This window comes from Enterobacter sp. DTU_2021_1002640_1_SI_PRY_ASU_LCPMC_013 (genome assembly GCF_032389435.1).
Lineage (GTDB): Bacteria > Pseudomonadota > Gammaproteobacteria > Enterobacterales > Enterobacteriaceae > Enterobacter > Enterobacter hormaechei_C.
The window spans coordinates 3211937-3226183 of record NZ_CP135594.1; the positions used below are offsets into that span (position 1 = coordinate 3211937).

The window sequence follows — 14247 nt, forward strand, 5'->3', positions numbered from 1 at the left end:
ATATCTAATAGTTATTTTTTATAGCTGGCTACATTAGGCTTTGCCATATCGACATTATTAAATATATGTTTCTCCTTATTTTATACGTTCATGAATAATGAAAAAGAACTTATTTTTGAAATCCACACCTACAGCCGTACTGGTAATATTATTAAGTTTATCATTATTACTTCCCGTGCTGTCATTTATATTCCTTATATTCTATTACTCTATATATATAGGTTTTATCGTATTAACTTGCGTTATCGCCGTAAAACATTCGAAGAAGATTATTTCTAATGAAATTAAAGAAACAATAAGTAAGCAGGCAAAAATAAGAAAAATGCTAATTAATAAAAAGAAATATTATGAACCTGGCATCTTTTTTAAACATAATGACTTCCCAATTCTTACTCAAGAAGAAGAAAAAAATAGAATTATTGAGTTTTATTTTCATATTAAAACTAAAATAACCATAGATAATTGGATGAAAACGATAAACCAAGATAAAATTAACATTAATACAAAAGCCTTAACCGAATATTTATTAGTCATTCTGTCTGAAATATACAAGTCAGAGGACTCGAACAATGAATTATTAGAAGAAATAAAAAAGATTCTTCTTTTATGTGCTACTAAAGTGAAAAAGTGTAGCGGGGTTTCAAAATGGTGTGATAACCGACAAGTAACCTTGAGGATGAGCAATCTCGCCTTGACTAAACACCCTTTATTTACTAAACAATAACTAATTGTTTTATATCAATTACTTTAACCTAAATAGCGACAACAATCATATTGAAAGTGAAAGTAATGCAAGGTGCTCATAGTTAGATAATTACGACAACAACCGATTGTTTTTAATTGACATTTAAATCAAAAGAAAACAATAATGATGGTAAATAATAGAGTTGTTTTCGCGATCCCATTAATAACAGGAGGTACAGATGAAGTTCGAGTCCAGTCAGAGAGCCAATTTCCTGCTTTCATGCATCCTTGCGAATCCTTATCTGATGTTGATTCAGCAGGTTAGCGTGAAAACTCTTCCCGGTGCATTTTGATTTGCCCCTCCGCATCGGGAAAAATTGGTGGTCAAATCTGGGGTCAGGTTAGTTCGATTATGGAGTGCCCCCCATATGTCCCTTACCGACGCGAAAATCCGTACACTCAAACCTTCTGATCGCAGCAAGGGCCGCAGCGGCACCTCCGCCGACTTCATCAATCCAGCCATCATCATCATCCAACTCATTAGGCCCTTCATCATGACGAATGTCTTTCTGCTGATTAATGCCAATAACTGACTGGATAATGACTGATCTCGCTGAATCAGAGACGCTCGCAAGGTAGTCAGAACAGAGGATCTCTTCCCCGCCCTTGCGGATAAAAAAATCGATATCGTTCTGTTTTATCGCTAATACCGGCTGTGCCAAAAAATCATTGATTAAGATTTTATTGCTGGCAACGCTGGCGCGAATTTTTCCTATTGAATGAAGAAAATCACTTGTTTGGTTCATGTTGTATCATTCCTTTTTCATGGCAATGAGTTTCAAAAACGTAATGATCACAGGTACTGAAACTTCAATGATAAACAACACGAGAACGCAAGTAGCGTTGCTATCACCATTGCGCCAGATACCTGACAACGCCGACAATAAGAAGAAAGCAACAGCAGAGACAATCATGGACAGGCCATAAATACGATTGGCCCTAAACCAGATTGAAGGGTTATTTAACGTTAATGCGGTTCGGACACCGTACCAGCGATTGGGGTTAATTTTTTGCTGGGCAAGGGGGATGGCAATAACAAGTAGAAGCAGACTGCCAATGCTGAGGTAGAAAAAATTCTCGTTCACTGGATACTCCTGCCCATGATTTTCTCGAATAAGGCTGCCATTACCATAACTTATATCAGAATGAAATATGACACTCAATATAGCTGACTCACATCAATATATCCCGGCAAATAAGGTTAAAAAATGATTCAGATCAAAAAAACATAATTAAGGATAGCATTGATGATAACTTCTAAATAAATAGTAATTGCATCAACCTTTTTCATTGTAATATTTTAATCCTGACAACATTTTTCAGGACGAATGTCGACCCTGCAAATTTGGTATTGATTATTGTGCACAGCCAAAGATGTCTGCCGAGTGTAGATTAAATCTCGAGAGGAGTTCTATATACAGACGGCTAGTTCGTTCAATGCTCTGTAAACAGACTGATGACATAAATGATAATATAAAGGCGTTCTGTTTTCTCGCATGATACATCAAAGAAAAATATGTGAAGAACAATATTTGATGATCTTACTTGCACTACATTTTACCAAGTGGAATCCTTTCCATGGATTTTAAGATCCCATTGAGTAGTATCGCAAAGGTTACAGGGCCGACGCCTATATTCCTTACTCTCTGGTGAGCAACAATAAAGTGATTGCTAACGCCTCTGCAAATATCATCGATCTGGTCTGGTAGGGTGAACCCCGGCGCTATATTCAAATCGGCACCGTGATGACCGATGTCGACCATCGCAACAAAGGTCTGGCCGGTCAGCTTGTTAATGAAATTCTGGCGGACTGGCAGGATAATGCCGACGCATTCTTTCTCTTCGCTAACTCAACAACCGTTGATTTTTATCTAAAATTCGGCTTCAAGCGCACCGACGAACATCAGTATATTATGCCGGTGATGCCCGCATCTGGCGTCTTCCGCAAGCTGGATATGGACCAGCCGCAAGACGTTGCGCTATTGCAGCAGTACTATCAAAAATCAAATCCATTTTCACAGTTGCGGTTACAGAATAACTTCGGTTTATTAATGTTCTACTGCTCCGCTTTTATGAAGCACTTCGTCTATTATTCTGAGAATAAATCAGGCTATCGCGATTGCAATGCAAAACGGTCCGGTGCTGATCTTCTTTGATATTTTCTGCGATAGCGGCCGCTCGCTATCAGCCATTATTAACGAGCTTGCCGACGAAAATAATTATCAGGCCATACTGGGCTTTACCCCCCAAAGAGAACCGGGTTGGCGAGTATGAAAAAATCGAAGGCGAAGATATTTTGTTTATCTACGGACAAAAAGAAAATATCTTCAAAGAGAATAAACTGATGTTCCCACTGTTATCCCACGCCTGAACCTGAGCAGCAGCCGTATCCCTATGGCTGCTGCGCTTCTCAGCCTCTGCAGCCTGCAGTTTTCTTCCGGCCAGCTACAAAATATAGAGACTGGCATACGATAATGAAAAGCGTTATCATAAGAAATAAATAATTACATCTGGCATTAGATTTTAATCAAAACGCTTTAAAAAGAGCCAGAACACGCTAATAACGGTACACCACCAGTTAGCCATGAGCAGTGTCATCAGTTTACCTTATGGATAAAGGAGAGATGACGCATGAGCACGCATACCGCAGCTCAACACCACGCTTCAACTGACCGGTCAGAACCGACTGAGTCAGCGAATTTTTCCGGGTTTCCCGCCCTTTTAGTTGGCCTGTGCTGCCTGCTTCCGCTTAATGTACTCGCCGCAGAGAGCGAAGAGCAGGAGAAAAAGCGCACGGATAGTAATTATCAGGATCAGGACCTGATGATCGTTACCGGCGAAAAAACCGCCCGTTCGCTACTCGATACCGGCTCCAGCGTTGAGGTATTCGATAGCCGACAGATCGACAGCATGCCGGGAGCTGAAACCGTCTCAGACCTGATGCGCATGACTGCCAACACCGTCGATATTGGTATCGGTAACGATCTGCCCACCGTGCGCGGGGTGGATGGTTCCGGGCCGAGCACCGGAGCCGGAGCGTTTCTCAGTGGTACCCGTCCGCGCCTGGGGCTTTCTCTTGATGGTCGCTCGCTGACCTACAACGAACAGGCCTACGGCCCGCAGTCGCTGTGGGATATGGAACGGGTGGAAATTTTTCGCGGACCGCAGAGCTATATTCAAGGCCGTAACGCCATTGCCGGGGCCATCGTGATGACATCAAAAGACCCGGATTTTGGCTGGGAGAGCGCCTTCAAAGGCGGCGCGGGTAATCAGCACTCGTCCCAGCTTGCCGCGATGGTCAACGCTCCGCTGATTGAAGAACAACTGGCTTTCCGCGCCAGCGTTGATCGCCAGCGGCGGCGCAGCGATATCGATTTACCAGCCTACGATCCGGTCGGCGATCCGAGCGAAGTACAAACCACCAGCGCTCGCGCCAAGCTGCTATTCAACCCGGCAGGCCTGCGCAATCTCACCACCAAACTCACCTTCAACCACTCCGATAGCGGAGCCCCACAAAACGAAAGCCTTAACCCGATGCCGCACCCAACCAGCTCTCGTTACGACTGGCGGCGGGCGGTGTTCAAAAGCAACGTCAATAGCGGTATCTGGGATCTTGCCTGGGAAGGCGATGACGGCCTGCGGCTGGAAAACCGCTTTATTTACACTGGATTCCACATTAACCGCTACGTCGCCGACGGCCTGCCAAAAGCCAAAATCGATGGTACTGAAGTGCACGTCGAACCCGTCGTGCACTTCGGCAATAGCGACAGCCGCCTGCGGGGGTTTGCCGGATTACGCTATTTCGACGCCTCACAGGATGAGTCAGTCTATATCTTTGGCGGTTCCACCTTCACCGACGATACCCGCACCAGTTCAGCCTACGGCGAGCTGACCTGGGCGGTCACGCCGCAGGTGGATATTACGACCTCCACCCGCCTTGAGCGCGAGCACCGCAAACGTCTCGGCGGCAGCCAGAGCGTGCGCATTGATTTTGACGAAACCTACAACGTCTTTTTACCGAAACTGGACGTTGCCTGGAAACCTGAGGCCAATCAAACCTGGGGGGCACGCGTTGCGCGAGGCTATAACGCCGGCGGCGCGGGGATCACGCTGAGCGCGCCGATCACCAGCTACAACTATGACTCGGAATACGTCTGGAACTATGAGCTTTATACTCGCCACGCCTTGAACGATGGCAACGTAGTCTTAACCGGCAACCTTTTCTACAACGACTACAAAGATATGCAGCTCCCCTATTACCTCGCCGCCAATTCTACGGTAATCCGTAATGCCGATAAGGTTGAAACCTGGGGCGCAGAGATGGGAGCCACCTGGACACCGCGTTGGGATTTGGAGCTTTCCGGCAATATCGGTTTACTGAAAACCAAAATTGCCGAATTCCCCGGCAGCGGCGTTGAAGGTCACGAGTTGGCCCGTGCTCCTGCGTATACCGCCAACGTCGGCGCCGCCTGGCAGGTTGCCAGCGGCTGGGAGCTGAGCGGCAACGTCGCCTTCTCCGACTCCTACTACTCCGCCTACGACAACGACTCACGCGGCCGCATCGGCTCTTACTGGTCGGCGAATGCACAGCTGGCTTACACCTTTATGTACGGCCGGGCGACGCTGTTCGCGCAAAACCTGTTTGATTCCGACCGCAAGGTGATGGTCAGCGGTAACGATGTTTATACCGCCATTCAGCAGCGCTCACGTATGATTGGCGCCGCCGTGGAATTACGCTTTTAATGAAAACATTGACTGGAGATAACAGGATGTCTGGGATCCACTCTCGCTTATTCGCCGCTTCGCTTATCGCGGTAGCTTCGTTTACTCAGGCGCAGGAGATGCTTATCAAGCCGGAAGATATTCATCGCGCCGCCGTCGCACCAGCGGTAGTTGAGCTGGCCTGGAGTGCAAAACAAAATGCCGTGTTTGTCAGCTCTCCGGACTGGAAGGATGAGAAAAAATCGACCGTTCTGCGCCTCAATCCGCAAACTCTGGAAACGCAGGCCACCATCTCTATTGATGTCAAAGGTTTTGGCGTCGCGCTGGACGATGAGAATAATCGTCTCTATTTGACCGAAGGCTTCAACGGCAGCGTGGGGATTGTTGATATCGCCACCAACCGCAGTCTCGGGTCAATCAAATTACAGGAACAGGTCAATATCGAGTCAGCCTTGCGTAAAGCGGGCATGGCCGGTGAACACCTTGATTTTATGCTTTCTGAACTTAAACGTTTTAAAATCAGCGAAGGCTATCTGTATAAAGTCCGCGAGGCGCGATTTGATGCCCAGACCGGGCGTCTGTTCCTGCCCGGCCTCGGTTACGGCGTGGACAGCGTGCTCTACGTGGTGAATACCCGCACCGGCAAACTGGAGAAAACCCTTCCCGGCTTCGGTTTCTATGCCGTCGGCATCGCAATTGATGAAAAAGGACGCCGCGTATTTGTTTCAAATATGCAAGGTCAGCTTTTTTCCGTCAATGCCGATACACTGGAAATAACCAGTAAGCATGAGATCCAGGCCGATCAACTGCTGAATCTGGTTTATGACCGCAAAAACGATCGGATTCTGGGCGTTGACCAGGGGATCGATCGCGACAAGTACCGCAACTATCATCTGAAAGAAACCTACACTCGCCGCAGCAGCGGGCATCGCCTGTTCGCTCTGAACGCTCAGGACGGCAAACTTCTGGCCAGCATCGAGACCAAAGAAGTGCCGATTTCCCTGCTGCTGGATGAGGATAGCGAAAGGATCTACGTCACCAATCGCGGCGGCATTCGAGTGGAGAAAGGCACGGGCTCGCTTTCCGTCTTTGAGAGTAAAACACTGGCTCATCTGCAAACCCTTCCGCTGCTTCCACACCCAAACAGTCTGGCGCTGGATAGCAAAACGCACGCGCTGTTTGTCACCGTGAAAAACGATGGAGCGGCGGCAAAAGCCAATAATAACGAGAGCGTCGTGCGCATTCCTCTACGCTGATAGTTGATTCGTAGAACGTTGAGGCCCGGCTTGCTGTCGGGCCTTTTATTGCCATCACCAGCCACTGTTCAAACGCCTGCAGCGCTGATTCATTGATCCCGCTTTCCAGCGGCTTCACCAGACAAAAGCGCTTACTCAGGCTGCGGGCCTGCGGCCAGGGTGCAACCAGCAGCCCGCATTCGAGCTCTTTTTCGACATAAACCTGAAACACCAGCGCAACGTCCTGCCCGGCCAGCGCGGCGGTGATCGCCATTTCATGCAGTACGTAGCGCACCCCCTGCGCCGGTTTATCCAGCATAATTCCGCACTCTTCAGCGTAGTGATGTTAGGTATCGGGATTCTGCCGTCGATGAATGCGCGGCAGCTCGTTCAGTTGGCTGACGATGTCCCTTCCCGTGAGTAAGGCTGAGTGGCACACTGGCAGCAGCCTCTCCTTAAACAACACTTGTATGTGCATTCCGGCCCATGCGGGATGTTCAAAGTGAACTGCCGCATCAAAACCGCTGCCGGTGATGATAAATGGATCGGTTCTGACCGCGATGTTCAGCGTGATATCCGGGTGCTGGCGATGAAAATCGTCCAGGCGGGGAATTAGCCAGCTGTTGGCGAAGGTGGGCGGCGCGGCGATTTCCAGACTTCGGCTGCCGTTCGCTGCCCCCATCAGATACTGAGTGTCGCGTTCAAGCCGTTCCAGCGTTTCGCGTACATGGTGGGCATAGCGTACCCCGATAGGGTTCAGCCGTACCCGGCTCCCCGTCCGCTCAAACAGCTTACAGTTCAGCAGGGACTCAAGCCGGACAATTTGTCGGCTGATCGCCCCTTCGGTAAGCGATAGCTCTTCCGCCGCGCGGGCGAAATACCGTGCCTGGCGGCAGCCTCAAAGGCCTGCAGAGAGGTACTGCTGGGGAGTTTTCTTCGCATAATATGAATCTCTACTGGCTTGAGCATTGATGGCAAAATGTCATTAAGCAATGAAATAAATGACGGTCGCCGAAATGGCGGAGTCGTTTGGGATAACCTACCCTCATGATGCTTATCACCAGAATTTGCGTTTCTCCAGCGTCAGCTTCCGTAATACCAAAGCAACCAGCATTTCTTTCCTGCACGACAGTCAATTTGATGAGGTGACGTTCGCCAACACGCCGCAGGCTTGGGCGTTTTTCGCCTTCAATGACGTGACACTCGCCGATAGCCTTCATCAGCAGACCATCACCAGTGGGGAAAATGACAAAGTCACCTTTGAGGGAGCAATGAAATAGCACGGTTCTCCGGCGGCGCGAGCCCCCAGATTTAACCGAGCTCAATCCCTGATTTAAATGGCTTTTCCCGATGCTTTCTCCTGATAAACCCGGCGCTTAAATTCAATTTCATTATCCTCTCAACAAACCGCTCGCGACCAGGAAGGCCAGGATGTACACTGTTTCCAGTTGCGAACGATGAAGCACCCTTCAAACGACATCATCACTTAAATACTGGCATTCAGCAGCAGGATTAACTTACTTACAGACATTAAAACATGCAGCTTAAGCCACTCACTAAAGGTCGTTTTCATAGCATTTGGCAGCAGGACGATGCGTTTATTGAGAGAACATTTCGCGAACGGCTCTCAGACTCGCAGCTTATTGCTGAAAATGAACATCTTTATCATCAGGGCCAGGTTGTAGACCGTTGAATCATGGTCGAATCAGGTAGAATATCCCTACGTTACAGCGCGGAAAATGGTCGCCGTTTTCAGCTGGGCACGATGGAATGAGATGAGCAACTTCTTGCTGAAATGGAGTTTTTCACACGCTATCGTTGCCAGCTCGATATCGTGCCTGAAGACCCCCTTACCGTTGCGGTATGCAGCTGCAAGCGCTTTGAAGAAGTGCTCAATCAACTTCCAAAACTGGCGATATTTTTTGCCAGCGCGATGGCGGTAGACTATCAGGGCATGCTTGAAATCTTCTTGCACCGCATGCTCTACCCCATCGCTCACAATTTACTCTTTCAGTCTTTATGCTCTCTCGGGGACCGAAACTGGTGGTTTTTACAGGAAGGGAATTCATGATGTCATGTAAAACACAACTGAACCGGAAAATAGACAAGAACGCTCAATGCAAGATCGGGACGATGAAATAAAAAGGCATTAACATCCATTATTTTTTGATAAAAGGATTTTAGAGGCAGTCATGATAATTGCAGATTGTTCATCGCCATCAGGTAACACATATTTTGTTTTTCCACATATTTTGAAACCGAGGTTTTTATAAAATTCAATGGCCCCTATGCTGACCTCTAATACAATGACTTGCATAGCGGTATTTTTGGGGATCGCATTCGCAACGGCCTCTATCATTGCACGCCCGGTACCTGAAGATTGTGCGTACTTGATGACATAAACACCCCATATGTATGCAACATTATCCCGTATGGCATACATACAGCTACCGATGATTTTTTTACCCATCATTGCCAGCACGACATGAATATCTTTATCATCTAATAAACCACCTAAACTTTCATCATCTAATGTCCTGATCATAGTCAGCGTTATGTCTTCCCCTAATTGTTTTGTATATGTTTGACACCAGCACAATTTTAGAAATTCTCTCAACGCCTCTCGTTCAGAAACACTCTTTAAATTAAAATTTTTATTTATATTCATAACAAAACACACTCAGCACAGGACAAATATAAATTTAGCAGCACACGGAACAGCTACGCAATGATTGTAGGTATATTAACATTCTGATGAATAATACATCCATCATATTGCTCCCATACAGGTATTGTTTCCTTTTCAAAGGCATGGTGATATGCAAATATATTTACTGGTATCATTTCTCTTTCAATGAACATTGAACCCGTACCTTTCTGGTAATTCTCAATTACAAACGGGTCAGTAATGTTAAAAGAAAAATAGGATAAATCATTATGTAAGGCATTACCACTTCTCGCAAATTGACCGAATGAAACACTGATGCCTGGAAGTTTCATCTCAATCAGTTCACGGACAGAAGTAACTTTTAATTTTCCAGTTTCAGAACTGCCTTTGCATTTTATATGCAGATTATGCAACATAACCAGTAATCTGTGTTCAGGATATTGATTTAAAAGCATCATCAAATTATCTGCCATTTTACCTGCTCGCCATTCATAATATAGTGAGCCGAGCTTGTACTTCTCATACAGGAGAACTTCTTGTTGCCTGTACTGTCTCCATTGTTCCGGAAAGTCATGAAGCCGGCGCCGGGGGATGCAATCTATTCCCAGAGAAGGAATATCATTTTTAATTGACCATGCAAGAATATCCTGAATTTCCCTGTTCCTCATTACCTTCGGGAAGTTAGCCATCCTTTCTATCGCGTTTTCATGTAAGTTATGGGAAAATGACATTCCGGAGCTGTCTGCTTCAAAAACGAGAATGCTCATTTCCTTAAAGTGTTTTCTGGCAACAAACAGCCTGAACGTATTAAATCTGTCCACGCCATGAATTGATTCACCCAGAAAGACAATTTTCTTGTCAAGAAGAAATTTATCAAGCGAAATAATCATTTCATTCCCCGGCCAACCAGATTCTATTCTAATATTACAAAAAAAGTAATTTTCATACAATGATGAAATTCAAACAAAAGGAATATAATTCATAAATTGTGACTTTCCTGATTCAAAACATTAACGAGGGAGACAGATGAAGATATTTCCAAAGAGTTCATGTGGGTTGGCACGGTAGCTGCAAATCAGGTGGAGGGGGCATATCTGGAAAAAAAGGAAAGTCTTGTTGGCCTCAGGTCTGCAGCCGCATGGTATCTTCGGAGACGTATTAGAGCGCCTGCCGGGTGACAAGGGTACCCTGAGTATGGAATGTAATTCGCATCTAACCAATTAAGAGTGGGGCTGGCAAATTGATGTAGGTTTACGTACCTTGAACAATGTCCTCTGGGATAGTTACCAGAAACCGATTTTTATCGTAGAAAACGGACCTGGAGCGAAAGATAGCATCGAATATGCCCTCCGCCCGTCCCCATTTCAAGCTGACGGGAGTGACTGAATTTTTGTTCTGGTGTTGCACAAACAATGTTGTAAAATGCGCAACTGGCTGCAAATTGTTTATATTCGCACTATCGATAATGAACGGCCAGAGCGGCAGGCAGGCTAACCTCTGGTTTGCCTGCCGCACTCCTCACCCTGCATAATCAGCTTGTCTTTGCCCGTGCCTTCCCGGCAATACCTCACCGCAGCTAATACTCACTGACTCATCAATGACCATAACAACGCCCCTGCTCTGTTCTGCAAATCTAACTTCAGGGCGTCATCAGCTAAACACGAAAAGCATAGGACGATTCACAGGCCCGATTATGTCGGCAGTCTGGTAAAAAGAACCATAGCGCTTGTTGCTACAGGCCAGCTTCAGTAGCCATCGTTATATCTGCTCTGCAGTTTATAACGTCGTTTGGTTTCAGCCCTCCGCCCATCTGGTGGAATACTGGAGGCCATACTGATACAGTGCTCACGCCGACGGGCGATTGCCTCCCGCGCTTTATCGCCCATGGTGTTATCAAGTACCACCAGCCAGCGACGTGCCGCCCGGTGCCACTGACCGCGATTCTCCAGCTCTTCAGCAAGTTTATCGTTCAGCTCCATATTGCTCCGTCTGTCAGTCATTGCATCTGACCGTATAATACCGTGTTTTCTTTCACTCCGGGATATAGGTTCTTTCATCGGTCCCACTGCAAAATGGCTCCTGAAGCCTTACTGACGTAGTACATCCTGTGTGTTCTGCCACAGGAGGAAACAGCCACTCTAGAGCGTATATCAGAGGCTATGCGCCAGCAGAAAGGTATCCTTTGCTCGTGCAACACGTGAAGCTACCTCGTGTGTTCGTAAAGCCCCCTCCTCCTAGCCAACTGTTTTCTTAAGAGCCTGGTTGGACTAATCCCCAGTCCATGGATGGACGGCTGGGGATAAATAATAATGTCAGGCCAGGCCGACCAGTCCACGAATAACGTAGCGGATTAATGCCGTCATTTCTTGAATGTGATTTTCGTCACAGAACCAGTCTGGAGTTTATCCCCTGCAGTCCCATACATAGACACCAGATAAACAGCGCCATCAGTCGCGACGGCCAGGTGGTTTGGCGTATCATCCACTGGGATATTGGCGACCAGTTTGCCGTCCCGATCCAGAACAGCAACCGTTCCGCCCGCACGCGTCGCGGCGAAAACCTGCGACGTCACCGCATCCCAGACGACAGAGACGCCTCCGGCACCGATGTAGGTATCCGCGAGAACTTTGCCACTCGCATCAAGAACCACGACATTGTTTGTTTCCTGTGATGCGACATAAAGACGACCAGTCTCAGGATCGCGAGCGATGTCGGTTGCGCCCCGCGCCTCAGGTACTTTCACCGTCGTGCTCTTGCCCGTTTTGAGATCAATCCAACCCACCCATGGCGTATCGCGGCTGACGCCGTAGAGTTTCCCACCGGTGCTGTCGAGGGCAAGATCGGTGCTGTTAAACAGGGTTTTGCCACGCTCTACCAGGAACTCCAGTTGGCCGACGTGTTCAAGTGTATTTGTGTCATATACCTCGACAAAACCGGTCAGCGCTGCACTGACATAGGCGCGATTGTGGCTTTCATCAATAATCACATCGCGTGGGTGCGCGACCGAACCTTCCGAGAAGACTTTCACGACGGAAAGCGTTTTTGCATCATAGACGGTCACCGTCTCGGCAAGGGTGTTCGTCGTCCAGACGTGATCATGGACATTGTCGACACCGACACCGAAGACACCAATCTGCTCACCCTTTCTGTCTTTAGGCAGCTCGGCCTCGGCTTCGACAGCTAGGGTTCCGGCGTTCAGTCTCAGCAGGCGGCTACCATCCTTCGGGCCGCGTGCAGAGGTAACGAACAGCGTCCCGTCAGCCGAAACTGCCGACTGGTACGCTCGCTCGCCGACGGGCTTTGTTTGCAGGCTGAAAGCCTCAGCGTTTTGCGGGGGTACAACCTGGGACAATTTCAACATGACCTGCGACACGCTGGCGGGATTTTGCGTGATAACCGTGAGTGGATGAAGGCCTGGAGCAGCATCGGCTGGAACCGTCAGCGGAATAGTGAGGTTTCCCTTCTCGTCGGCGGTCAGTGGTTCAGGGGTCAGGACTTCATCCCCCTTTAGTATGGTGACGGTCGTGCCCGTCTGAAGGTTCTTAATAGCTATAGAGGTTTTATCTCCGGGCTTAACAGGTACTTCCCGTGATCCGGCACGGATACTGCCAGGAAAGGTAGTAGTGGCGGTTGTCCACTGGCTATTGGCAAATGCAGTTGTCGCAGTTAATATCGCAACAGCGGAGGCCAGCAGTACTGAACGGACTGAAATTCTTATCATCTTATCCCCATAAATTGTATTGATGCAGCACCTCAACGCAGACAATGCCAGCGTTCACGTTAATCACCGGTTGTCACCCACTCGTCTGGTCTTATTTGCCGCCATGAGAAATATATGTTGGCACTGGCAGGTAAAATATATCACATCCAATGGAAATGATTATTATTCTTGTTTCTGAAAATCTCTCAAACTGGTTGAGTTCGATTAATAGAGAGGGCTCTGATGAACCTAATCTTCTGTATTTTAGGAAGTTTCATGAATCAAGGCGCATAACAGAATTCTTTTCCGTCAGTTACAATCGCGTTTAAGTTACCGTCCTTTCGGTGTCACATTAAGGTTTACTGATTAGACAACTTTTTCTTAAAACAGCTTATAGATAAGCGTTCAGCGAGTGCCGTATTGCCAGTTATTTATCGGTGAAGCACCCTGCAGGGTCATCAACATCCTGATGACCATTCCGCATGACTCTGAGAAACTCAGCTGATTCGGCCAGTAACCTTTCAGATGTTCCGCCATTTTTATCATCTGATATCTCACCAGATTTTACGCCAGTAATACCCCCACAGTTCCTGCTCCACAAGCTTCGGCTTTTTACTTCTCAGCGTCAACCTGCTCAGTTGCATCGTCTGTTTTATCTCCCGGTAATCCGGTCCCCCTTGTGTTATTGGAATGGAGGCCTGCTCTTGAGTATTTTACGGGAAAAAATTGATCACCAGTGTGGCCATGAATCCTGTCTGACAGCAGGTGAAAAACCAGTATGTCAGGAAGACTACATAAAATTATTCATCTGCATTTTCTGGGGATTACGTGATATAACTGTCGCCAGCGCCTTTACCTAGACATTCACTATCTTGCGCTTGAAATACCAGTAACCAGTCCGCTTATGACGATCCCTGCGATACCCGCCAGCACTCCTATAGAGCTCCATTAGTCCGGACTGAACTTTGCCAGAACACCATTCCGGATCATGTTTCCGGAAGTGTCCAAGGCGATACCGGTTACAAATTTGTTCATATTGGCCCCCCCCCCCCACCTCCGCATCAGGGAAGCGTCATGGGTGGAGGATAAATAATACCTCTCAGATGAGAGGTCATCTGATTCATAGGTAGAAAAAACCCGCATACGCGGGTTAAGAAAAACAAATTTTCTTTAAAAGG

11 protein-coding genes and 4 pseudogenes are annotated in these 14247 nt (G+C 47.4%); 6 read left to right on the forward strand and 9 right to left on the reverse strand.

Features of this window, described 5'->3' with window-relative positions:
* Window positions 1-97: 97 nt before the first annotated feature.
* Window positions 98-724: a hypothetical protein gene (locus RS584_RS15455; protein ID WP_315748244.1), complete on the forward strand. Its 627-nt coding sequence runs from the start codon at window positions 98-100 to the stop codon at window positions 722-724.
* Between the two features lie 370 nt (window positions 725-1094).
* On the opposite strand, the gene RS584_RS15460 is transcribed toward RS584_RS15455, so the two are convergent.
* Window positions 1095-1490 (reverse strand): hypothetical protein, encoded by a 396-nt coding sequence (locus tag RS584_RS15460; RefSeq protein WP_315748245.1) that lies wholly within the window; start codon window positions 1488-1490, stop codon window positions 1095-1097.
* Window positions 1491-1496: 6 nt separating this feature from the next.
* Complete coding sequence (locus tag RS584_RS15465; RefSeq protein ID WP_315748246.1) at window positions 1497-1829, reverse strand: SdpI family protein; 333 nt, start codon at window positions 1827-1829, stop codon at window positions 1497-1499.
* Between the two features lie 519 nt (window positions 1830-2348).
* Here RS584_RS15465 and RS584_RS15470 point away from each other — a divergent pair.
* The 3 genes and pseudogenes from RS584_RS15470 to RS584_RS15480 all read left to right on the forward strand — a co-directional run.
* Window positions 2349-3115 (forward strand): annotated as a pseudogene (locus RS584_RS15470) (GNAT family N-acetyltransferase); the annotation flags it as partial.
* Between the two features lie 260 nt (window positions 3116-3375).
* Window positions 3376-5487 (forward strand): TonB-dependent receptor, encoded by a 2112-nt coding sequence (locus RS584_RS15475; RefSeq protein WP_315748247.1) that lies wholly within the window; start codon window positions 3376-3378, stop codon window positions 5485-5487.
* Between the two features lie 26 nt (window positions 5488-5513).
* Window positions 5514-6722 (forward strand): hypothetical protein, encoded by a 1209-nt coding sequence (locus RS584_RS15480; RefSeq protein ID WP_315748248.1) that lies wholly within the window; start codon window positions 5514-5516, stop codon window positions 6720-6722.
* A gap of 55 nt (window positions 6723-6777) precedes the next feature.
* Here the strand turns inward: RS584_RS15480 and RS584_RS15485 are convergent.
* Window positions 6778-7643 (reverse strand): annotated as a pseudogene (locus RS584_RS15485) (LysR substrate-binding domain-containing protein); the annotation flags it as partial.
* Between the two features lie 59 nt (window positions 7644-7702).
* On the opposite strand from RS584_RS15485, the gene RS584_RS15490 reads away from it, so the two are divergent.
* Entirely contained in the window at window positions 7703-7981 is a 279-nt protein-coding gene (locus tag RS584_RS15490) for a hypothetical protein (protein ID WP_315748249.1), read from the forward strand.
* A 440-nt stretch (window positions 7982-8421) separates the two neighbouring features.
* Here RS584_RS15490 and RS584_RS15495 read toward each other — a convergent pair whose 3' ends face one another.
* From RS584_RS15495 to RS584_RS15505, 3 genes are all read right to left on the reverse strand, one after another.
* Complete coding sequence (locus RS584_RS15495; protein WP_315748250.1) at window positions 8422-8700, reverse strand: hypothetical protein; 279 nt, start codon at window positions 8698-8700, stop codon at window positions 8422-8424.
* A gap of 150 nt (window positions 8701-8850) precedes the next feature.
* On the reverse strand, window positions 8851-9369 hold the full coding sequence (locus tag RS584_RS15500; RefSeq protein WP_315748251.1) for a GNAT family N-acetyltransferase: 519 nt from the start codon (window positions 9367-9369) through the stop codon (window positions 8851-8853).
* 53 nt (window positions 9370-9422) lie between these two features.
* Window positions 9423-10259: a hypothetical protein gene (locus RS584_RS15505; RefSeq protein ID WP_315748252.1), complete on the reverse strand. Its 837-nt coding sequence runs from the start codon at window positions 10257-10259 to the stop codon at window positions 9423-9425.
* Window positions 10260-10557: 298 nt separating this feature from the next.
* On the opposite strand from RS584_RS15505, the pseudogene RS584_RS15510 reads away from it, so the two are divergent.
* A pseudogene (locus tag RS584_RS15510) lies at window positions 10558-10710 on the forward strand (family 1 glycosylhydrolase); the annotation flags it as partial.
* A gap of 404 nt (window positions 10711-11114) precedes the next feature.
* Here the strand turns inward: RS584_RS15510 and RS584_RS15515 are convergent.
* The 3 genes and pseudogenes from RS584_RS15515 to RS584_RS15525 all read right to left on the reverse strand — a co-directional run.
* A complete protein-coding gene (locus tag RS584_RS15515) occupies window positions 11115-11369 on the reverse strand; it encodes a PerC family transcriptional regulator (RefSeq protein WP_315748253.1) in 255 nt (84 codons plus the stop codon).
* A 359-nt stretch (window positions 11370-11728) separates the two neighbouring features.
* Window positions 11729-13090: a hypothetical protein gene (locus RS584_RS15520; protein ID WP_315748254.1), complete on the reverse strand. Its 1362-nt coding sequence runs from the start codon at window positions 13088-13090 to the stop codon at window positions 11729-11731.
* Window positions 13091-13504: 414 nt separating this feature from the next.
* Window positions 13505-13734: pseudogene (locus RS584_RS15525) on the reverse strand (IS4 family transposase); the annotation flags it as partial.
* Between the last annotated feature and the right edge of the window lie 513 nt (window positions 13735-14247).

Coding starts and splice junctions, on each gene's coding strand:
- RS584_RS15455 (WP_315748244.1), top strand. CDS start 98: ATGAAAAAGAACTTATTTTTGAAATCCACACCTACAGCCGTACTGGTA.
- RS584_RS15460 (WP_315748245.1), bottom strand. CDS start 1,490: ATGAACCAAACAAGTGATTTTCTTCATTCAATAGGAAAAATTCGCGCC.
- RS584_RS15475 (WP_315748247.1), top strand. CDS start 3,376: ATGAGCACGCATACCGCAGCTCAACACCACGCTTCAACTGACCGGTCA.
- RS584_RS15480 (WP_315748248.1), top strand. CDS start 5,514: ATGTCTGGGATCCACTCTCGCTTATTCGCCGCTTCGCTTATCGCGGTA.
- RS584_RS15490 (WP_315748249.1), top strand. CDS start 7,703: ATGACGGTCGCCGAAATGGCGGAGTCGTTTGGGATAACCTACCCTCAT.
- RS584_RS15500 (WP_315748251.1), bottom strand. CDS start 9,369: ATGAATATAAATAAAAATTTTAATTTAAAGAGTGTTTCTGAACGAGAG.
- RS584_RS15505 (WP_315748252.1), bottom strand. CDS start 10,259: ATGATTATTTCGCTTGATAAATTTCTTCTTGACAAGAAAATTGTCTTT.
- RS584_RS15515 (WP_315748253.1), bottom strand. CDS start 11,369: ATGACTGACAGACGGAGCAATATGGAGCTGAACGATAAACTTGCTGAA.
- RS584_RS15520 (WP_315748254.1), bottom strand. CDS start 13,090: ATGATAAGAATTTCAGTCCGTTCAGTACTGCTGGCCTCCGCTGTTGCG.